Origin of the sequence: Mannheimia haemolytica, from assembly GCF_004342115.1 — a bacterium.
GTDB lineage: Bacteria > Pseudomonadota > Gammaproteobacteria > Enterobacterales > Pasteurellaceae > Mannheimia > Mannheimia haemolytica.
The window spans coordinates 18433-37955 of record NZ_SMAC01000020.1 but is presented as its reverse complement, the minus strand read 5'-3'; the positions used below and the strand labels follow the sequence as shown (position 1 = coordinate 37955).

The 19523-nt window shown below is 40.6% G+C and carries 17 protein-coding genes and 2 pseudogenes; 13 read left to right on the top strand and 6 right to left on the bottom strand.

Annotated features, from left to right (window positions below; all coding sequences use genetic code 11):
- Positions 1-18 precede the first annotated feature (18 nt).
- The 4 genes from EDC41_RS08470 to EDC41_RS08455 all read right to left on the bottom strand — a co-directional run bounded on the left by EDC41_RS08470 (position 19) and on the right by EDC41_RS08455 (position 4918).
- Positions 19-1419 carry an MFS transporter gene (locus tag EDC41_RS08470; RefSeq protein ID WP_032844920.1) on the bottom strand — a complete coding sequence of 467 codons (1401 nt, stop codon included), beginning with the start codon at positions 1417-1419 and terminating at the stop codon, positions 19-21.
- A 27-nt stretch (positions 1420-1446) separates the two neighbouring features.
- Positions 1447-3207 carry a glycoside hydrolase family 3 protein gene (locus tag EDC41_RS08465; protein WP_006253157.1) on the bottom strand — a complete coding sequence of 587 codons (1761 nt, stop codon included), beginning with the start codon at positions 3205-3207 and terminating at the stop codon, positions 1447-1449.
- A 40-nt stretch (positions 3208-3247) separates the two neighbouring features.
- Positions 3248-4003, bottom strand: coding sequence for an HAD family hydrolase (locus EDC41_RS08460; RefSeq protein ID WP_006253158.1), 756 nt, complete (start codon positions 4001-4003; stop codon positions 3248-3250).
- A gap of 69 nt (positions 4004-4072) precedes the next feature.
- A complete protein-coding gene (locus EDC41_RS08455; protein ID WP_006253159.1) occupies positions 4073-4918 on the bottom strand; it encodes an SDR family oxidoreductase in 846 nt (281 codons plus the stop codon).
- Between the two features lie 235 nt (positions 4919-5153).
- Here EDC41_RS08455 and EDC41_RS08450 point away from each other — a divergent pair, with 235 nt between their 5' ends.
- The 13 genes from EDC41_RS08450 (at position 5154) to EDC41_RS08390 (ending at position 17585) form a co-directional block, all read left to right on the top strand.
- Positions 5154-5903: an FCD domain-containing protein gene (locus EDC41_RS08450; RefSeq protein ID WP_006251132.1), complete on the top strand. Its 750-nt coding sequence runs from the start codon at positions 5154-5156 to the stop codon at positions 5901-5903.
- An 18-nt stretch (positions 5904-5921) separates the two neighbouring features.
- Positions 5922-7106 carry a mannonate dehydratase gene (gene uxuA / locus EDC41_RS08445; protein ID WP_006253160.1) on the top strand — a complete coding sequence of 395 codons (1185 nt, stop codon included), beginning with the start codon at positions 5922-5924 and terminating at the stop codon, positions 7104-7106.
- A gap of 50 nt (positions 7107-7156) precedes the next feature.
- Positions 7157-8026: a DMT family transporter gene (locus tag EDC41_RS08440; protein ID WP_006251133.1), complete on the top strand. Its 870-nt coding sequence runs from the start codon at positions 7157-7159 to the stop codon at positions 8024-8026.
- Between the two features lie 167 nt (positions 8027-8193).
- On the top strand, positions 8194-8508 hold the full coding sequence (rsfS, locus tag EDC41_RS08435; protein WP_006253161.1) for a ribosome silencing factor: 315 nt from the start codon (positions 8194-8196) through the stop codon (positions 8506-8508).
- Positions 8509-8584: 76 nt separating this feature from the next.
- A complete protein-coding gene (gene rlmH / locus EDC41_RS08430) occupies positions 8585-9052 on the top strand; it encodes a 23S rRNA (pseudouridine(1915)-N(3))-methyltransferase RlmH (RefSeq protein WP_006248233.1) in 468 nt (155 codons plus the stop codon).
- Between the two features lie 23 nt (positions 9053-9075).
- Positions 9076-11025, top strand: coding sequence for a penicillin-binding protein 2 (gene mrdA, locus EDC41_RS08425; protein ID WP_006248232.1), 1950 nt, complete (start codon positions 9076-9078; stop codon positions 11023-11025).
- The gene (gene rodA / locus EDC41_RS08420; protein ID WP_006248231.1) at positions 11018-12145 is read left to right on the top strand and encodes a rod shape-determining protein RodA; all 1128 of its coding nucleotides are present in this window, start codon (positions 11018-11020) and stop codon (positions 12143-12145) included. Before mrdA ends, rodA begins: the two co-directional genes overlap by 8 nt.
- A 91-nt stretch (positions 12146-12236) precedes the next feature.
- Positions 12237-12896 (top strand): septal ring lytic transglycosylase RlpA family protein, encoded by a 660-nt coding sequence (locus EDC41_RS08415; RefSeq protein WP_006248230.1) that lies wholly within the window; start codon positions 12237-12239, stop codon positions 12894-12896.
- Positions 12897-12909: 13 nt separating this feature from the next.
- Positions 12910-14088, top strand: coding sequence for a serine hydrolase (locus EDC41_RS08410; protein ID WP_006248229.1), 1179 nt, complete (start codon positions 12910-12912; stop codon positions 14086-14088).
- A 167-nt stretch (positions 14089-14255) separates the two neighbouring features.
- Positions 14256-14555: a DUF493 family protein YbeD gene (gene ybeD / locus EDC41_RS08405; RefSeq protein ID WP_006248228.1), complete on the top strand. Its 300-nt coding sequence runs from the start codon at positions 14256-14258 to the stop codon at positions 14553-14555.
- 61 nt (positions 14556-14616) lie between these two features.
- Positions 14617-15270 (top strand): lipoyl(octanoyl) transferase LipB, encoded by a 654-nt coding sequence (lipB, locus tag EDC41_RS08400; protein WP_020830971.1) that lies wholly within the window; start codon positions 14617-14619, stop codon positions 15268-15270.
- Between the two features lie 14 nt (positions 15271-15284).
- On the top strand, positions 15285-16292 hold the full coding sequence (gene lipA / locus EDC41_RS08395) for a lipoyl synthase (RefSeq protein WP_006248226.1): 1008 nt from the start codon (positions 15285-15287) through the stop codon (positions 16290-16292).
- A gap of 186 nt (positions 16293-16478) precedes the next feature.
- Positions 16479-17585, top strand: coding sequence for an ABC transporter substrate-binding protein (locus EDC41_RS08390; RefSeq protein ID WP_006251140.1), 1107 nt, complete (start codon positions 16479-16481; stop codon positions 17583-17585).
- A gap of 61 nt (positions 17586-17646) precedes the next feature.
- Here EDC41_RS08390 and EDC41_RS08380 read toward each other — a convergent pair.
- Positions 17647-18431, bottom strand: a pseudogene (locus EDC41_RS08380) (ABC transporter ATP-binding protein).
- A 9-nt stretch (positions 18432-18440) separates the two neighbouring features.
- A pseudogene (locus EDC41_RS08375) lies at positions 18441-19480 on the bottom strand (FecCD family ABC transporter permease).
- Positions 19481-19523: the final 43 nt, after the last annotated feature.

Here is a 19523-nt window from a genome sequence, read left to right as displayed (position 1 = left end):
ATTGCCTACCCCAATAGGTTAATGGTGACGTTTTTCTAATTCTGCGACATTGTTATCGACCACTTCTTTGGAGAGTGGATAAACAAATTTCAGCAGCAGGAAAATAATAATACAAGAGATTGCCGGCACTAGTGTGGCAACATTATAGACCGCATTTAAAGTCTCCTGACTTTGGCTTGGTGCTTTGGCGACATAGCCGACATAACTTAATGCGAAACCACCGAGACCACCAGCAAGCGCTTGCCCGATTTTGCGTGCAAACGAGTAAACCGCATAAATCGTACCGTCTTCTCGTTTATTTGTTTTAAGATATTGCGCATCAATAATATCCGTAATGAAAGCCCAGATCACAACCATAAAGTAGTTTAAACCCAGCAATGCAATCAGAGCGGTAGCTAAATAGATCCAAACATTTTCCAATTTTAGGAAAAAGAGAGCGAGATAAACTACACCGGTGAAGAGTAGCGCGATTGCGGCAGACTCTTTTTTGCCAAAGCGTTTGACAATACGTTGAGCAAAGGGGGCTACTACAAATGAGGCGATCACAGGCAGCATTCCTCCGATAGATAATCCGAGTTTGTTATTAAAGTAATCAACGTAGAGATAGGGATTCATTGTGCCGATCAGTAGATTTGCCAATAACAGAATAATCGCAACTAAAATGAAGATCATTAACGGTCTATTACTAAATAGGCTGGTAAAGATACTCTTTACATCGGATAAACAATCAGCATTGTTGTGGCGTCTTCCTTCCTTTTCAGGTAACTGCACCCGTTCACAGGTATTGAGCCAGCAGTATTGATAGAGGAGAAATGCGATCACCATAAACACTCCCATCACAATAGTAAACATTTCAGGCTGAATGACCTGTTTACCATCAACTTCTTGGTAAATTACCAATGGGATACACAATGAGATAAATAGTAGGGCAATGTTAGCACCTATTGCACGAAATACGGAAAGTGATGCGCGATCTTCTGGTTTGTTGCTGATAACAGTGGCCATTGAGCCATAAGGAATATTTACTGCTGTATATGCAAAGCTTCCCCAAATAATGTAGGTCACACATACATAGATAAGTTTTGCTTCATATGCCCAATCTTTCACGACGTGTAAAAACATTAAAAAGCCAAAGATACAAACAAATGGCGATGTTCTGCGTAACAGCCCTCTGAACCGCCCTTCTTTGAAAGGCTTAATTGTATCAACCAATCGCCCCATACCAACATCAGTAAAAGCATCGATGATACGAGAGACTAAAAATAAAATACCGATAACATAGCCTTCGATTTGTAATACATTGGTATAAAACAGCATTAAGAAGAATGCAGACATCATAAAGCTGAGGTCATTGGCAATATCTCCTGCCATATAAGCAAGTTTATCCTTTAGACCAAAAGGTCTTTGTACTGAACTCATGAAGAACTCCTTATTAGGAATAATGGATTAAATATGGGTATCTTTATAACCACAGAATGCATCAACTGGGCTAACGCCTTTAAACTCAGAATTACCCATTAATTTTTCGACTAGCAGTTCTATTGTTGGCTCTTTACCATCATAAGCATTGATGTAAGTTTTTACTTGTGGAACATCAACTAAATGGAATGGGCATTGTACGGAAACGAAAATTGTAGGTACTTCATGCACATAAAATGGAATATCAGGTGTTCCTTTGGTAGCTTGCCATACAATACGCTGAACAGTACTCATTTGAACATTTGCAACATTGATAATGAGATCATAGTGATCGGTTAATGTTGTAATTGGGCGTTTTTGCGAGTATTCATTACGGATGGTATTCACTTGCTCTTCATCTGACATTTTGAGGATATTATCCATAGGTGATGTATAAATAGAGACCGTAAACCCTTTTTCTGCCAGTTTTTCTTTTAGGATTTCTGTTGCGCTACGTTGGCTACCTGCAACCATTTTACCGAATCCACCATCTGTGCCTTTGACATTCACAAGTAAGACTCTTGGAAAACGCTCAACATTAATAGGTAAAATATCTTGTTTATTCTTCACTAATGTGATTGCTTTATCTGCGACATCACGGAAGATCACTTTATGTTCTGGTAAACCTATTTTTGCCAGTGCTTGTTCTTTAGGTTCAAGTAATGTTTCTTTCGGGCGATTATGTAATCCTAATTTTGCTTTTAATCCTAGAATACGGGTAAGAGCATCGTTTAGACGTTCTTCTGTAATAATGCCGTTTTTATAGCCGGCCATCATATAATCAAAATCTTCATCAGGATCATTAAAGAAAAGGAATAAATCGCAACCAGCTGCAATCGCTTTCGGCAGCATTTCACTGCGTTTCATAGCGGATGTCATTGCAACCATATGACTTGCATCTGTTACAACAACCCCGTTAAAACCTAATTTACCTCGTAATAAATCAGTTAAAATTGGCTTTGAAAGTGTTGCGGGTAAACAGTCTTCATACGATAAATTAGGGTTAAAATGTTGCTCGTAAGCTGGTAGATGGATATGACCAGCCATTATTGAGGGTAAACCGGCATCAATTAGACCTTGATAGACTTTTCCAAAAGAGTTATCCCACTCTTCACAACTGAAGCTGTTTACGCTAAAAGAAAGGTGTTGATCTCTTTCATCGACCCCATCTCCAGGGAAATGTTTGGCTGTTGGCGCAATTCCGCTTTCTTGAATGCCTTTCATATAAGCTAAGGACATTTCCAGTACTTTATCTGGATTAGAGCCAAAAACCCGGTTAGAAATAATTGGATTTCTCCAGTTATAGCTAATATCAACGATAGGTGCAAAACTCCAGTTACAGCCAATAGCGGCTGCCTCAATACCTGCTACACGCCCCATTTCATAAGCATATTTGGCATCACCTGTTGCACCAATTTTGACCTGTAAACCAATTTCCGTTCCATCACTACAAGCACCGTTACCTCCAGCTTCAGTGTTAGCCGCAATTAATAGAGGGATTTTGCTTTTGGTTTGTAAAATATAGTTTTGGTTATAAACTTCTTCAGCCGGACCTGGGTTATAACGTACTGCACCAATATGGTAGCGGTTTAAAATATCAGTGAGATATTCCTCTGTTCTACTCGATCCCATATTCACAAAAAGTTGTCCTATTTTTTCTTCTAGAGTCATATTAGCGATAGTGCTGTTTACCCATTGAATGTCTTCATCTTTTAAGTAATAAGGTTTTTTTGTTAAATCAACAGACATAATTTCTCCTATTTACGCTTCAAAACCGTGAAATACGGGATCAAGCGGTTAGATTCGCATTGAATTTTGCAATTAATTGAGATTGATATTGAAGAGTGAATTTTTGGTAAACCAATTTTCCTAATGTCTCTAATACCAACTGATTCCAGGAGTTATCTTCATCTCCACATAATATAGGGAAGAAATTGACCCCAGCTTCATTGGCACTATTTAAATCCCCAGGAGAATCTCCAACCATTAAAATATGATTTGGCTGATATCCATATTGTGATAATTGGTTTAAACAGTGAGTTTTTGTTCCTTCATCTTGCCCATAAACAAGATCAACAAAAGGCAGTAAACCATGCCGTGTCCACTCATCAATAATTGCTTCATTATTTGCAGAACTTACTACGGCGATATCAGCAAATTCTTTAATAATAGCAAGAGAGCGTTTTACTAAACGAAATGGTCTATCTTGTGTATGTAGAGTTTTAATCCCAATATTGACTTTTTCTGACCACATCAATGCAAGTTGAAGATCATGAGAAGGGTGCTCTTGTATAGCTTGAATAAGCGAGCGGTTAGATAATTCAGAAGTTGTATTTACCCAATGTTTTAATTGGCTGAAATTTTTGTCATACCCATACTCTTCCAGAGAAATAACCAACCCTTTAAATCGGTTGATGCCGCGTGTTTGAGAGTACAGATTGATTCTATCCCAAATTTCAATAAAACGATCTCTATCGGTAATGTCAAAAACTTTAACAGCAGAGGGGCCAAAACACTCCTCATGCTTAATGTTCATTGTATCCATTGCACATCCATCCGAATCAATGCATACAATAAAGTTGTGCTTAGGTGTAAATATTGTCATGAGATTCTCCTATACTCCACTATAAGCGGAGAAACCTCCATCAATCGGTAATACCACACCATTTATGAAGCTGGAATAATTTTCATCCATTAAGAATAAAATTCCCCCAATCAATTCATTCGCTTCACCAAAACGTCCCATTGGGGTATTAGTTAAAATTTTATTCGCTCTAGGAGTAGGGTTTCCTTCATTATCGAAAAGTAACCCTCTATTTTGGTTGCTAACTAGAAAGCCAGGGGCAATTGCATTACAGCGGATTCCTACCCTAGAGAAATAAACGGCAAGCCACTGAGTAAAATTACTGATGGCTGCTTTAGCTCCAGAGTAAGCAGGAATTTTAGTAAGAGGGGTGTAGGCATTCATGCTTGATACATTGATGATACTGGCTCCTTTTTTACCAATCATATCTTTTGCAAATACCTGAGTAGGTAGCAATGTACCTAAATAGTTGAGATTAAATACGAATTCAATGCCACTTTTATCTAATTCAAAGAATGATTTTGTACTATCAGTTAAGTTAAATTCATGAAATTCATTATCGGTGGTGGCTTTAGGACTATTACCTCCTGCACCATTAATTAATGTGTCACAAGTACCAAAGTCTTTGTTGATGGCATTGCGAGTTTGCTGAATACTTTCTAAATCAAGCACATTGGTTTTATAAGCTTTGGCTGCTCCTCCATTTTGCACAATAGCCTGTGCATATTTTTCTGCTGATTCAAGGTTAATATCTAATAGAGCTACTTTAGCACCCGTTTTTGCTATTTCTTGTGCAAAAAATGCACAGAGCACACCTCCAGCTCCCGTAATAACGACAACTTTATCTTTGAAATTATGGTTTTTTGAAACATTCATATTGCTTATCTCCTATCAGGGGTGATTAAAGTATGGCAAATATACTACCACTTTTACAACTGGTAAACCAATTGTTAGTAATTTTGTGATATAGATCACAAAATCACGACACACTGGTTTACCTCTTGTTAAATTTAACTAAAATATGCTTTAATTTACTGTTGTTTCTTGGTCTTTTAGTATGTAATGTGCTATTTTGGTAAACCTTTTTAAAATACTATAGAGAAACAAAATAATGGCAGCGGAAGATCTACGCTCTTATAAAAAAATCGGGCAAGAATTAAAAGCAGAATTATTAAGTGGTGCATACAAAGTAGGGGATAAATTACCGCCGGAGCGTGATTTATCTAATTACTTTAATGTCAGCCGTACCGTTATTCGTGAAGCACTGATTATGCTTGAGCTGGAAAATTTAATTGAAGTGCGTAAAGGCTCCGGTGTTTATGTGATTAATTTACCCAAATCAAATGCTGAGGAAACAGAAGAGTTGCCTGATGTTGGTCCTTTTGAACTGTTGCAAGCAAGGCAGCTATTAGAAAGTAGTATTGCCGAGTTTGCTGCTATTCAAGCCACTCGGGCAGATGTTTTACACTTAAAAGAGATTTTAGAGCGTGAACGCAGGACCTTAGAACACGGTGATGAAGATTATGTTGCAGATGAAGATTTTCATAAAGCGATTGCTGAAATAACGCAAAATGAAGTGATTATCCGTATGCAAAAAGATTTATGGGAGTATCGAACCAATAGTCCGATGTGGAAAGGGTTACATTCACATATTCCCGATCAAAGTTACCGCACGTTATGGTTAAAAGATCACGAAAATATTATTGCGGCAATACAGCGAAAAGATCCTGTATTGGCTCGAAAAATGATGTGGCAGCATTTGGAAAATGTAAAACAAAAGCTGTTTGAATTATCGGATTTAGACGATCCGAATTTTGATGGTTATCTGTTTAATGTTAGCCCTTTGGCTGTTAATTTTTAATTAGATGAGGAGTTTACTATGGAACAAGCATGGCGTTGGTATGGACCAAACGATCCAGTATCTTTAGATGATGTAAGACAAGCAGGGGCAACGGGGATTGTGACAGCGTTGCACCATATTCCTAATGGGCAGGTGTGGTCGGTTGAGGAAATTAATAAACGTAAGGCATTATTAGCTGAAAAAGGGCTGGCTTGGTCGGTGGTAGAAAGTGTGCCTGTTCACGAAGAAATCAAGACTCAAACCGGCAACTATCAGCAATGGATTGATAACTATAAGCAAACCTTGCGTAATTTGGCAAGCTGCGGCATTGATACGGTGTGCTATAACTTTATGCCGGTGTTAGATTGGACTCGTACCGATCTGGAGTATGAAATGCCTGACGGCTCAAAAGCATTGCGTTTTGACCAAGTGGCGTTTGCGGCGTTTGAGTTATATATCTTAAAACGCCCGGGAGCGGAAGCCACTTACTCATCAGCAGAACAAGCCGAAGCCAAAGCCTATTTTGAGCAGATGAGTGACGCTGATATTGCAAAATTAACCAAAAATATCATTGCCGGTTTGCCGGGGTCTGAGGAAGGCTATACGCTCGAAGAATTCCAAGCACAGCTTGACCGCTATCAAGGGCTCTCGGCTGAAAAATTCCGTACCCATTTAGCCTATTTCTTAAATGAGATTGTGCCGGTTGCACAAGAGGTGGGCATTCGTATGGCGATTCACCCTGACGATCCGCCTCGCCCGATTTTAGGCTTGCCACGCATTGTTTCAACCATAGAAGATATGCAATGGTTTGTGGAAACTCAACCGCTTGCAGCCAATGGCTTCACGTTCTGTACCGGTTCATACGGCGTATTAGCCGAGAATGATTTGGTCAAAATGGCAGAGCAGTTTGCAGATCGCATTTATTTTGCTCACTTACGAGCTACCCAACGTGAAGAAAATCCACAAAGTTTCCACGAAGCGGATCATCTTGCCGGTGATGTCGATATGTTTGGCGTGGTGAAAGCATTACTTACCGAAGAGTATCGCCGCAAGGCAAATGGCGATCACCGCTTAATTCCAATGCGTCCGGATCACGGCCATCAAATGCTCGATGATCTGAAGAAAAAAACCAACCCAGGCTATTCTGCGATTGGTCGTTTAAGAGGATTAGCGGAGTTCCGTGGATTGGAGTTGGCACTTAAGAAAGTCTATTTTAACGATTAGCCTTATTTATTATAATGCCCTCTACTGTAGAGGGCATTTTATAGTTTGATATGTTCAAAAAATATTTCGGCGAAATAATCCTTTTTCTCGTTACCTTTATTGCTGCAGCGGGGTGGTTTTTCTCTAAACACGCTTTAGTTGGATTACCGCCTATTGGCTTTATGGGAGGGCGTTTTATATTAGCCTCTTTGATTCTTCTGCCTTTTTCTTACCGAGAGCTGTATCGTTTAGATAAGGTTCAAGTTAAATATTCGGTGATTACCGGTCTTACTTACGGAATTTATACTATTTTTTGGGTATTGGGGCTGGCTTTTAGTACAGTGTTTGGTGAAGGGGCTTTTTTGGTGAGCCTTGCGATGCTGATTGCTCCTTTGCTCTCTTGGTTGATATTCAAACATACGCCACCGAAGATTTTTTGGTTAGCCTTACCCATTGCATTAAGTGGGCTTTACTTTCTTTCTGCGGAGAAAGGCATCTTTCATTTTTCCTTAGGCAGTACGATTTTTCTGGTGTCATCAGTGTTTGGGGCGTTATATTTTGTGTTAAATAATCAATACGCCAAACAAGTCTCATTGTTTCCATTAATTACTATCCAATTGGCGATAGTCGGTGCGGTCTGTAGCTTGTATTCCTATTTTATGGAAAGTTGGCATTTCCCGATTCCCACCGAAGTGTGGCTCTGGTTTGCCGCAAGTGTATTGATTGCGACAAATTTACGTTTTTTAATGCAAACACTGGGGCAAAAATATTGCCATATTGGTACTTCTGCACTCATTATGTTACTTGAGCCGGTTTGGACATTGTTATTGAGCGTGATGTTATTGGGGGAACAACTTAGTGCGACAAAATGGCTAGGTTGCAGCCTGATTTTGATAGCATTGATTATTTATCGACTCCCTATTCTACGACTCAAAAAATAGGTAAAACAAAAGCAAATATGCCATAGTATTGGAAGCAGTTAGGCATTTTAGAGTAAGTAACAAGCGGTCATTTTTGCAAAAAATCTTGCAAAAATGACCGCTTTCTTTCTTTTATCCGTTCAATCTATGTTAAAATTCTACGTTTTTATAAGATGAGAGAGAGAAACGTGGAACAGAATTTAGTCGAATTTTTAACCAAAACCTTAGATGATTTAAAGGCACAAGATATTTTAGCCATTGATGTGAAAGGGAAATCTAGCATTACTGATACGATGATTTTAGCCACCGGTACATCGAGCCGTCACGTTGCTTCAACGGCAGAGCGTTTAATTACGGAAGCAAAACAGGCTGGGTTCGAGGTATTTGGAGATGAAGGTAAAGCAGTTGCCGATTGGATCGTGGTCGATTTTGGGAAGGCAATGGTTCACTTGTTGCAATCCGATAGCCGTGAGATGTACCAATTAGAGAAACTTTGGGCGTAGCAGTTCAATAAGGAACGACAAGCGGTGATTTTTGCAACATTTTTTGCAAATTAAACCGCTTGTAAGTGAAAGAGAGATGAAAATTCAATTAATTGCGGTTGGCACTAAAATGCCGGCGTGGGTAACGACAGGGTTTGAAGAGTATCAACGCCGTTTTCCGAAAGAGATGCCGTTTGAGTTGGTGGAAATTCCGGCAGGAAAACGGGGCAAGAATGCTGATACTAAACGCATTCTTGAGCTTGAAGGCAAAGCAATGTTGGCGGCAGCGGGCAAGGCAAAAATCGTGACTTTGGATATTCCGGGCAAAGCGTGGACAACCGAGCAGTTAGCCACTCAGTTAGAGGGCTGGAAAAACGATGGGCGAGATGTAGCGTTATTGATTGGCGGCCCGGAAGGATTATCACCGGAATGCAAAGCCGCTGCCGAGCAGAGTTGGTCGTTGTCGCCTTTAACCTTACCTCACCCACTGGTGCGGGTGGTGGTGGCGGAAAGTTTGTATCGGGCGTGGTCGGTTACCATTAATCACCCTTATCATCGAGAGTAGTGAGTCATTTTAGATAGTGTTATATGTTTGGTAAATTAGCAAAATTCACAGCTTCAAACCAGCGAGAAAAGGTGCGAGACGGGCAGGCAGAAAGCAATCTGTATGCCCGCCGTGCCTTAGTTGCGTTTCTGGGGGTGTTGGCGTTAAGTGGTGTTTTATTAACCAACTTGTATCACTTGCAAGTGGTGAATTATGAGGACTACCAAACCCGTTCAAACGGTAACCGCATTAAATTGTTGCCTGTGCCACCGGCTCGAGGCTTAATTTATGACCGTAACGGTAAAGTATTGGCGGAAAATTTAACCTATTTCGGGCTGTTTATTGTGCCTGAAAAGACGGAAAACATTGAGCAGACTTTAACCGAGTTGAAGGATATTGTTGGGCTGACGGACGAAGATATCGAGAATTATCATAAAGAGAAAAAACGCAGTTCTCGCTATACCCCAATTATGCTCAAAGGCAATTTGAATGAGGCTCAGATGGCTCGTTTTGCGGTGAACCAATACCGTTTTCCAAGTTTAGATGTGCAGGCGTATTATAAGCGGAATTATCCTTACGGCGAGCTTTTAACCCATATTATCGGTTATGTGGCGAAAATTAACGAAAACGATAAGAAAAAGCTGCAAGAAGCCGGGAAATTCGGCAATTATGCCGGTTCGCACGATATGGGGAAATTGGGGATTGAAAAATTCTATGAAGATCAGCTCCACGGTGTCACCGGTTTTGAAGAGGTAGAAATTAATAACCGAGGGAAAGTAATCCGTAAATTGCGTGACCAAGCAGGGGTTGCCGGTAGCAGTATTCGCTTGAGTATTGATGTGGAATTACAGCAATATGTGATGTCGTTAATTGCTAAGCATAAAGGGGCGGTGGTGGTGCTTGACCCTCGTGATAGCAGTATTTTAGCGATGGTCTCAAACCCAAGTTATGACAATAATTTATTTGTGGGCGGTATTTCAGGGCAGGATTATAAAGCATTATTGGACGATCCAACCCGACCACTTTATAGCCGTACTACACAAGGCACTTATCCACCGGCTTCAACTATTAAGCCATTTATGGCGGTGGCAGGTTTGGAAGAGGGAATGATTACCCCTTCTACCACCATTTCAGACCCCGGCTATTGGATTTTGCCCGGCACTACACAACGTTATCGAGATTGGAAACGTAGCGGACACGGTGCAACTAATGTGAATAAAGCAATTACCGAATCGTCTGATACCTTTTTCTATCAATTAGCCTATAAAATGGGGATTGATAAAATGTCGGATTGGATGAAAAAATTCGGTTTCGGAGTGAAAACCGGTATCGATATTTTTGAGGAATCCGCAGGGGTAATGCCAACCCGTGAATGGAAACAAAAACGCTATAAAAAACCTTGGGTGCAGGGCGATACTATTCCGGTTGGGATTGGGCAGGGCTACTGGATTTCGACCCCGTTACAGTTGGCGAAAGCCACGGCGGTGTTAATCAACAACGGGCGGGTGAATACACCGCATTTAATGCTTGAAGTGCAAAGCAGTAATTCGGTTACGCCGTATCAAGACCCATTGTTGTATGAAGATATTAAAGGCGTGCCGGATGTCTATTGGAATTTAGCAAAACAGGGAATGTATAACGTAAACCACGCCGCAAACGGTACGGCACGAAAAGTGTTTGCCGGTGCATTTTATCATTCAGCAGGGAAAACCGGTACGGCTCAGGTGTTTAACTTAAACGGTAAAAATTACGATAAAAATGCGATTAAAAAAGAGTTGCACGACCACGCTTGGTTTATCGGCTATGCTCCTTATGAACAACCTAAAATAGTGGTGGCATTAATTTTAGAAAATGCAGGCGGTGGTGGTAGTGCCGCGGCTCCTGTTGCTCGTCAGATTATGGATTATGCTTTGAGAAAAGGCATTGGTGAACAGCCGGATTCGCAAAATTCTGAGCAAAATAAACCGCTTGTCACAGAGGAACATCATGAATAGTGGCTTTAAAAAACTTTTCTGGAAAATTTTTTCACTCGATCTCCTTTTATTATCAGGATTATTAGCTATTACCGGTTATGGTTTATTAGTACTATATAGCGCAAGCGGTGCAAATGAGCGGATGTTTACCAGTAGACTGATTCAAGTTTCGCTAGGGCTTGGGCTAATGTTGATAATGGCAATGGTACCTCCTCGCTTTTATCAAAAAGTTTCGCCTTATCTGTATATTTTCTGTCTGATATTATTGATTTTGGTGGATTTGGTCGGCGAAACCAGTAAAGGAGCGCAACGTTGGTTGAATTTAGGATTTGTTCGCTTTCAGCCTTCTGAGATTGCCAAGCTCGCTGTGCCACTGATGGTAGCCACTTATTTAGGTAAGCGGCCGCTTCCTCCGAGTTTTAAAGATACTTTTATCGCCTTAGCCATTATTATTGTGCCAACCTTATTGGTGGCAATTCAGCCCGATTTGGGAACATCTATTTTAGTGTGTTCTGCCGGTATTTTTGTTTTATTTTTGGCAGGGCTAAGTTGGAAATTAATTGGCGCAGGTGTGGTGTTTTTAGCCGGTTTTATCCCGATAATGTGGTTTTTCTTAATGCACGATTATCAAAAAACCCGGGTGATGACCTTAATTGATCCTAATAAAGACCCGTTGGGTGCCGGCTATCATATTATTCAATCCAAAATTGCGATAGGCTCTGGTGGCATTAATGGAAAAGGCTGGATGGAAGGAACGCAATCCCAGCTTGAATTTTTACCTGAACCGCATACCGATTTTATTTTTGCAGTGTTAAGCGAAGAGCATGGTATGATAGGTGTGCTGATTTTATTAGCGATTTATTTGTTTATTATTGCCCGAGGTTTAGTGATTGGCACAAAATCGGATTCTGCTTTCGGGCGTATATTATCAGGTGGTACAGCCCTTCTATTTTTTGTTTACGTTTTTGTAAATATTGGTATGGTGAGTGGTATTTTACCCGTAGTCGGTGTACCATTACCGCTTTTCAGTTACGGCGGAACCTCCTATGTGACGCTGATGGCGGCATTTGGTTTGATGATGTCAACCTATGTTCACCGTAAGCGTGTAGGTAGTAATAATCCTTATGATAAACTGAAATAAATTAAACTTTTGCTTTTTTGCGGTATCAAAAAGCAGTGAAACGATCATCGTTACAAACAATAACGACATCCACATAGAGGAAAAAACTTATATGAGATTAGGTAAAATTGTAACCCTGTTGTTAGCTGGATTTCTGACATTTAGTTCATTAAATTCTTTGGCTGCGACAAAGAATACAAAAGCTAAATCGAGTATTTTAGCCAAGAAGCAAGCAACTTCTAAAGCAATAAAAAAAGTAGGTATTTCTAAAGTTAAGAAAAAAGAAGTAGTGGCTAAAGCTACAAAAAAGAAAACAATTTCTACTGTTACAACTAAGCCGATTAAATCTACAAAAAAGCTGGCTCGCAAGGTTGTCAAGAAAACGGTAACCGCTAAGAAAAAATTGGTAAAAAAGCAGCATAAGCCACTGGTCAAAAAACATTTCCAGACTGGTGTTGCCAGCTATTATGCAAATTACTTTAATGGTCGCCGAACCGCTAATGGGGAGACTTTCAATAACGCAAAAATGACGGCTGCACATCGAACTTTACCATTTGGTACTTTAATTGAAGTGACGAATTTACGAAATGGTCGTTCTGTGGTGGTGCGTGTAAATGATCGCGGACCTTATGCTCACGCACGGGTCTTGGATTTATCATCAGCCGCAGCGAAAAAAATCGGTATGCACCATTCGGGGACGGCAAGAGTGAAAATTGCGATTGTTGATAAGTCAAAATTGGGATCGACTAATCAGTTTTATGTAATGAATTAATTTAAGAGGGAATATGAAAAAAACATTAGTGAAAGCGATGAGCGTGGTAGGTTTTGCGGTTTCAAGCATTGCCTATGCGGATTTAAACACTAACTTCAATTTATCGGCGCCCCAGATCAACGCACAAACCTATATTTTGATGGATTACAACTCCGGTGAAGTTTTAGTGAGCCTAAATCCGGATCAACGTCAATATCCTGCATCATTGACCAAAATGATGACTAGCTACGTAGTTGGTGAAGCCCTAAAATCGGGAAAAGTGCAAAACAGTGATATGGTGATAGTCACCGAAAATTCGTGGGCGCAAAAATTCCCCGGCTCTTCATTAATGTTTTTAGATTTAAACAGCAAAGTTTCAGTAGGTGAGTTGATGAAAGGGCTGATTATCGTCTCGGGTAATGATGCCTCTGTGGCGCTTGCTGAACATGTTTCAGGCTCACAAGCGGCGTTCATTAATGAAATGAACAAATATGCCCAACAGTTTGGCTTAAAGAATACTCACTTTACCACTGTTCACGGTTTAGATGACCCTGAGCAATATTCTTCTGCTCGTGATATGGCGATTATTGGTTCGCATATTATTCGTGATCAGCCGGAAGAGTATAAAATTTATGCGGAAAAAGAGTTCCAATATAACATCAAAAAACCACAACCAAACCGCAACGGATTATTGTGGGATAAAACCATTCAAGTTGATGGTATGAAAACAGGGCATACTGATAAAGCCGGCTATAACTTAGTCGCATCAGCAATTAACCCGAATACACGTTTAATTTCTGTAGTGATGGGCGTGCCAACTTATAAAGGGCGTGAAGTGGAAAGTAAGAAATTACTGCAATGGGGCTTTGCGAACTTTGAAACCATTAAATCTATTCCGGCAGCTCAATCGGTGGCAGAGCAAAGTGTCTATTACGGTGAAGTCAATAAAGTACAATTAGGCTCGGTGCAAGATAGCTTTGTGACTATCCCGAAAGGTCGCTCGGCAGATTTAAAAGCCCGTTATGAGTTAGAGAAGAAAAACCTCGAAGCTCCTTTAGCAAAAGGGCAGGTAGTGGGTAAAATGATCTACCAACTTGACGGCAAAGATGTTGCAAGCACTAACTTACAAGTCTTACAAGATGTACCGGAAGCCGGTATTTTCGGCAAAGCGTGGGATTGGATTGCCCTTACTGTGAAGAGCTTGTTCGATTAATCTTGTTATTTGCCTTTTTATCCCCATCTAGGGAGCAATGCAAGCGGTGTGATTTTGCAAAAAATTTGCAAAATTTCACCGCTTACCGTTTTAGATATGAATGTATAAAAAGTGTAGTGGCGAAAAATTTTTCGCCCCCCGAAGAAAGAATAGAATAAGGATCAAAAATGTCTCAACCCAAAGCGATAAACTTACAAGATTTACCTCAAGCCAAATTAAAAGATCTGCTAGAGTTTCCGTGTCATTTCACGTTCAAAGTGGTGGGAGCAAACCGAGAAGATTTGGTTGATGATGTGGTAGTGGTCACGCAAAAATATGCCAAAGGCGATTACAATCCACGTCAGCAAAAAAGCTCAAAAGGTACCTATAATTCCGTTTCGATTGATATTGTGGCGGAAAATATTGAGCAAGTAGAAACTCTCTACACGGAACTTGCCAAAATTAATGGCGTAAGAATGGTATTATAATGCGAGGGGCGAATGACATTCGCCCTCAATTTTTCAATAAAGCGATGTTGGAAAATAGAAAATGAAATTAATAATTCGCCAACTAGGCATTCAGCCTTATGAAGAAATTTGGCACCAAATGCAATCTTTCACAGATAGCCGTGATGAGAATACCGATGATGAGATCTGGCTGGTTCAGCACCCGGCTGTGTTTACGCAAGGATCGGCAGGCAAACCGGAGCATTTGTTAAATCCAACCAATATTCCGGTGGTGCAAAGCGACCGTGGCGGTCAAATTACTTACCACGGCGAGGGGCAGCAAATTATGTATGTGCTGATTGATATCAAACGGCTGAAATCCTTGGGTAAAGAAGTGTCGGTTCGAGATTTAGTGACTGCCCTTGAGCAAACCGTGGTACAAACGTTGGCAGAATATGGCATAGAAAGTTATCCAAAAGCCGATGCACCCGGGGTGTATGTGGACGGCAAGAAAATCTGCTCACTTGGTTTACGAATTCGAAAAGGTTGCTCTTTCCACGGTTTGGCATTAAATATCAATATGGACTTAACGCCTTTTCAAAACATCAATCCGTGCGGTTATGCAGGGCTGGAAATGTGCCAATTAAGTGAACTGGTTCATCGCCCTGATTTGCGTTGCGAAGAGGTTGCTCCAAAATTAGTGGCTCATTTCAGCACAATTTTAGGCTATAATAACCAACAAATTATTAACAATTAGGATAAAACACAGTAATGGCTACATCGACAGCTCAAACGACGGCAACTGCTACAGTGAAAAAAATGAGCCCTTTCAAAATGGAAAAAGGGGTGAAATATCGTGATGCCGCCAAAACCTCTGTGATTCAGGTGCGTAATATCGACCCGGATCAAGAACTCTTAAAAAAACCGGAGTGGATGAAAATCAAACTGCCGGCAAATTCGGCAAAAATTGATAGCATTAAAAACGGTATGCGTCGCCACGGCTTGCACTCGGTATGCGAGGAAGCCTCTTGCCCGAATTTACACGAATGTTTTAACCACGGTACTGCAACCTTTATGATTATGGGGGCAATCTGTACCCGTCGTTGCCCGTTCTGTGATGTGGCACACGGCAAACCGCTTCCGCTTGACCCGGACGAACCTCGCAAAGTGGCAGAAACGGTGCAAGATATGAAACTCAAATATGTGGTGATTACCTCAGTGGATCGTGATGATTTGCCCGACCGTGGTGCGGCTCATTTCTCTGCGACCGTGCGTGAAATCAAAGCCTTAAATCCGCATTGTAAGGTTGAAATTTTAGTGCCTGATTTCCGTGGACGTGTGGAGCAAGCGGTGGCAATTCTCAAAGAAAATCCACCTGATGTCTTTAACCACAACCTAGAAAATGTGCCACGTCTCTATCGTGAAGTTCGTCCGGGAGCGGATTACAAATGGTCGTTGGAATTATTGAAAATCTTCAAGCAAGAGTTCCCGCATATTCCGACCAAATCCGGCTTAATGGTAGGCTTAGGTGAAACCAACGAAGAAATCTTGGAAGTAATGCAAGATTTACGAGACCACGGCGTGACGATGCTCACCATCGGGCAATACTTACAACCAAGCCGCCACCACTTAAAAGTGGAACGTTATGTGCCACCGGCAGAGTTTGATATGTTCCGTGAGGAAGCTGAAAAAATGGGCTTTGAACACGCAGCCTGCGGACCGTTCGTGCGTTCTTCTTACCACGCGGATTTACAAGCGAAAGGCGAATTGGTGAAATAAAATCGATAAGGGCGAATATTATTTGCCCTTTGTTTTTGTGGTTTGCAAAGTTTTAGCAAAATTAAACCGCTTGTAATCTCTTCTAATTTACTCTTCTATAGATAATTTCGTTGTTGCGAATTATTTTCATTGACTATTTGTTATAGAAAGTTACAATTCAACTTTCCATTTCTTTTTGGAGTTCCAATGAAAAAATTACTATTAAACAGCGTATTTGCTGCCACATTGCTTGCTTTTGGTGCAACTGCCAATGCCGAAATTAAAACCATCACTGATGTATTAGGGCGTGAGGTCAAAGTTGATGTGCCTGCTAAACGTGTTGCACTGACTTTCTATTACCCTGACTATATTGCGGTAACCGGTGTTGAAAATTTCGATAAGGTAGTAGGGATTTCACGAGAGTTTTGGGAAAAGTTCAACCCAGGCAGTTGGGCATTATTTGCAGAAAAAATGCCAAATCTAAAAAACATTGCCGATCTTGGCTATGTGAATAGTGGTACTTTTTCAACAGAAAAAACCATCGCATTAAAACCAGATGTGTTAGTGCTACCTGAAATTCAATATCAAGCGTTAGCTAGTGAAATTCCACGCATTGAGCAAGCTGGCATTCCTGTTGTAGTAGTAGATTTCAACAAGCAAACTGTTGAAAACCATACAAAAAGCGTGAGAGTTTTCGGTCAGCTTACAGGCACTGAAGAGAGAGCGGAGAAAATTGCCAAAGAGTATGAAGAGGGCATTGCTGATATTCAGAGCTGTATTGATAATGCAAAAGTAAGTAAGCCGAAAATCTATGCTGAATTTGGTAATAAAGGCCCGAAAGAGCATAGTTTTACCTTTGGTAAAAATATGTGGGGAGCGATTGCCGAAACGGTGCGAGGCGATAACATTAGTGCCCCGTTTGTAGAAAACTGGGGGCAGATTAACCCTGAGCAGGTGTTAGTTTCTAAACCTGATGTGATTATGATTTCAGGTACGGAACTAGGCAACGACACTAACCCTGAGATTATGTCGATGGGGATTAATATTGAAGAAGCCGATGCTCAAAAACGCTTAAAAGGCTTTATTGAGCGTACAGGTTGGAAAGAGTTACCTGCGGTAAAATCAGGGCGTGTTTATGGTTTATATCATACAGCTTCTCGCTCAATTTCAGATTTAGCGAGTGCTCAATTTATGGCAAAAGCACTTTATCCTGAATTGTTTAAAGATATCGATCCTGAAAAAACGTATTTGGATTTCCACAACAACTACTTACCAATTACGCCAAAAGGCACATTCTTTATGCAACTGAAATAAAAACAACAAGCGATCATTTTGCAGATTTATTTTGCAAAATGACCGCTTGTATTCGCTTTTACTATTTGCGGTTCAAACAGCAATCAATATTTAAACATTTGCGAAGCGGGCGGATAATCGGCGAGCCGTTTCCATCATATAAAATCTCAATATTGACATTATAGAGTCTCTGAATAATATCGCATTCCAACACATCACAAGCTCTGCCTTGTGCGTGAATTTTCCCCTCGCTTAATAGCATCACACTTGAGCCGCAAGGCTTAAATCGTGCAGCACCATAATTGTAATTAGGTTATTCGCTCGAGTGTAGGCATTCACATATTCAAGTAAGTTGATTTGATGATACATATCCAACGCACTGACAGGCTCATCTAGCAGCAGAATGTGTGGTTTACGTAGCAATACTTGTGCGAACATTACCATTTGCCGTTGCCCGCCACTTAGCCGCATAATATCTTGATGAGCTAGATGTGAAATACCGAGTTTATCCATAATATCAACGGCTTCATTGAGTAATTCATCGCTAATATACATATTCAGGCTATCAAGTTGCCCTAATAAAATAACCTCTAAGGCACTGAGTGAGGCCTCTACCTGTGTGTCTTGTGGCATATAGCCAATTTCTTTACGCCAACTATGCAAGTGGCTTGAGGTTAATTTATTACCGTCAAAATCAATTGTGCCTTGATGAGCAATTTCCCCAAATAGAGTTTTAAGGAGAGAAGATTTACCCGCACCATTTGGGCCAAGTAAAGTATAGATCTTGCCTTGTTCAAAATGTAGATTGATTTTATCAGCCACCACTAAGTTTCCACGCTTAATAGTTACATCGTTTAAGTTGAGCATAGAAAATCCTTATCGTTTCGCCAATACAATCCAGAAAAAGAACGGCACACCGACTAATGCCGTAATAATACCGACCGGAAATAATGCGCCCGGCACAAGGCTTTTTGATAGCACGGATGACATCGATAAAAATGCCGCACCCACTAACATTGAACCGGGCAGGAAAAAGCGTTGGTCTTCGCCTAGCAACATTCGGGCAATATGCGGGGCAACTAAGCCAATAAAGCCGATAATGCCTACAAAGCTAATGCAGGTGGCTGTCATTACAGACACAATCAGCAATGTTTTCATTCGTAACCAAGTTAAGTTAATGCCTAAGCTCAATGCTCGAGCTTCGCCCAAACGCAAGGCAGTTAATTTCCACGCATCTTTGAATAATAATAAAATACAGACTGTAGTTACGCCAAAGGCAATTGAGATAGTCTGCCAAGTAGCTTTAGTTAAATTACCGAATAGCCAAAACAGAATTTGTTGGGATACCTCAGGTGCAGAAATAAATTGCACCAATGACAGTAAAGACTGAAATAAAAACAATAAGGCAATTCCTACCAGCACTAATATTGCCGAGCTAAAACGTCCTAAAGAGGAAAAGGCAAATAAAATGGCGGAAGAAAATAGTGTCATCACAAAAGCCCCGACAGGTACAGAAATTTCGGTGGGTAAACCAAATCCACCAAAGGCAATCACAATCGAAGCACCAAAGCCGGCTGCAGCTGCTAAACCCAATGTATAAGGGCTTGCCATTGGATTATTAAGCAAAGTTTGAATTTCAGCTCCGCCAACACCAAGTGCTGCTCCAACCACCAATGCCATTATTGCCATTGGTAAGCGTAGCTCATAGACAATCACTTTGGTGGTTTCTTCAATTTCGCCTAATTGGAATAAGGCTTTCCAAACTTCATTAAACGGAAGCAGGGAAGGGCCTGTCATAATATCGAAAATGAGGCTGAGTAAACAAATGAGTAAGAAAAAGAGTAATAAAAAACTGCGTTCTTTTCAATAGTTCGGTGCTTTTTAGCTATTTGTTGGGGAGAGAGCGTTGTTTGCATAAAAATGTAATGTTTGAGAATTATTATCAGACAGGATAAGAGA

What these genes read in the sequence shown, in the direction of transcription:
- EDC41_RS08410 (WP_006248229.1), top strand. Translation starts at nt 12,910, where the DNA reads ATGAAAAAAACATTAGTGAAAGCGATGAGCGTGGTAGGTTTTGCGGTT.
- EDC41_RS08460 (WP_006253158.1), bottom strand. Translation starts at nt 4,003, where the DNA reads ATGGATACAATGAACATTAAGCATGAGGAGTGTTTTGGCCCCTCTGCT.
- EDC41_RS08465 (WP_006253157.1), bottom strand. Translation starts at nt 3,207, where the DNA reads ATGTCTGTTGATTTAACAAAAAAACCTTATTACTTAAAAGATGAAGAC.
- EDC41_RS08440 (WP_006251133.1), top strand. Translation starts at nt 7,157, where the DNA reads ATGTTCAAAAAATATTTCGGCGAAATAATCCTTTTTCTCGTTACCTTT.
- lipB (WP_020830971.1), top strand. Translation starts at nt 14,617, where the DNA reads ATGAAATTAATAATTCGCCAACTAGGCATTCAGCCTTATGAAGAAATT.
- lipA (WP_006248226.1), top strand. Translation starts at nt 15,285, where the DNA reads ATGGCTACATCGACAGCTCAAACGACGGCAACTGCTACAGTGAAAAAA.
- mrdA (WP_006248232.1), top strand. Translation starts at nt 9,076, where the DNA reads ATGTTTGGTAAATTAGCAAAATTCACAGCTTCAAACCAGCGAGAAAAG.
- EDC41_RS08455 (WP_006253159.1), bottom strand. Translation starts at nt 4,918, where the DNA reads ATGAATGTTTCAAAAAACCATAATTTCAAAGATAAAGTTGTCGTTATT.
- EDC41_RS08415 (WP_006248230.1), top strand. Translation starts at nt 12,237, where the DNA reads ATGAGATTAGGTAAAATTGTAACCCTGTTGTTAGCTGGATTTCTGACA.
- EDC41_RS08390 (WP_006251140.1), top strand. Translation starts at nt 16,479, where the DNA reads ATGAAAAAATTACTATTAAACAGCGTATTTGCTGCCACATTGCTTGCT.
- rodA (WP_006248231.1), top strand. Translation starts at nt 11,018, where the DNA reads ATGAATAGTGGCTTTAAAAAACTTTTCTGGAAAATTTTTTCACTCGAT.
- uxuA (WP_006253160.1), top strand. Translation starts at nt 5,922, where the DNA reads ATGGAACAAGCATGGCGTTGGTATGGACCAAACGATCCAGTATCTTTA.
- EDC41_RS08470 (WP_032844920.1), bottom strand. Translation starts at nt 1,419, where the DNA reads ATGAGTTCAGTACAAAGACCTTTTGGTCTAAAGGATAAACTTGCTTAT.
- ybeD (WP_006248228.1), top strand. Translation starts at nt 14,256, where the DNA reads ATGTCTCAACCCAAAGCGATAAACTTACAAGATTTACCTCAAGCCAAA.
- EDC41_RS08450 (WP_006251132.1), top strand. Translation starts at nt 5,154, where the DNA reads ATGGCAGCGGAAGATCTACGCTCTTATAAAAAAATCGGGCAAGAATTA.
- rlmH (WP_006248233.1), top strand. Translation starts at nt 8,585, where the DNA reads ATGAAAATTCAATTAATTGCGGTTGGCACTAAAATGCCGGCGTGGGTA.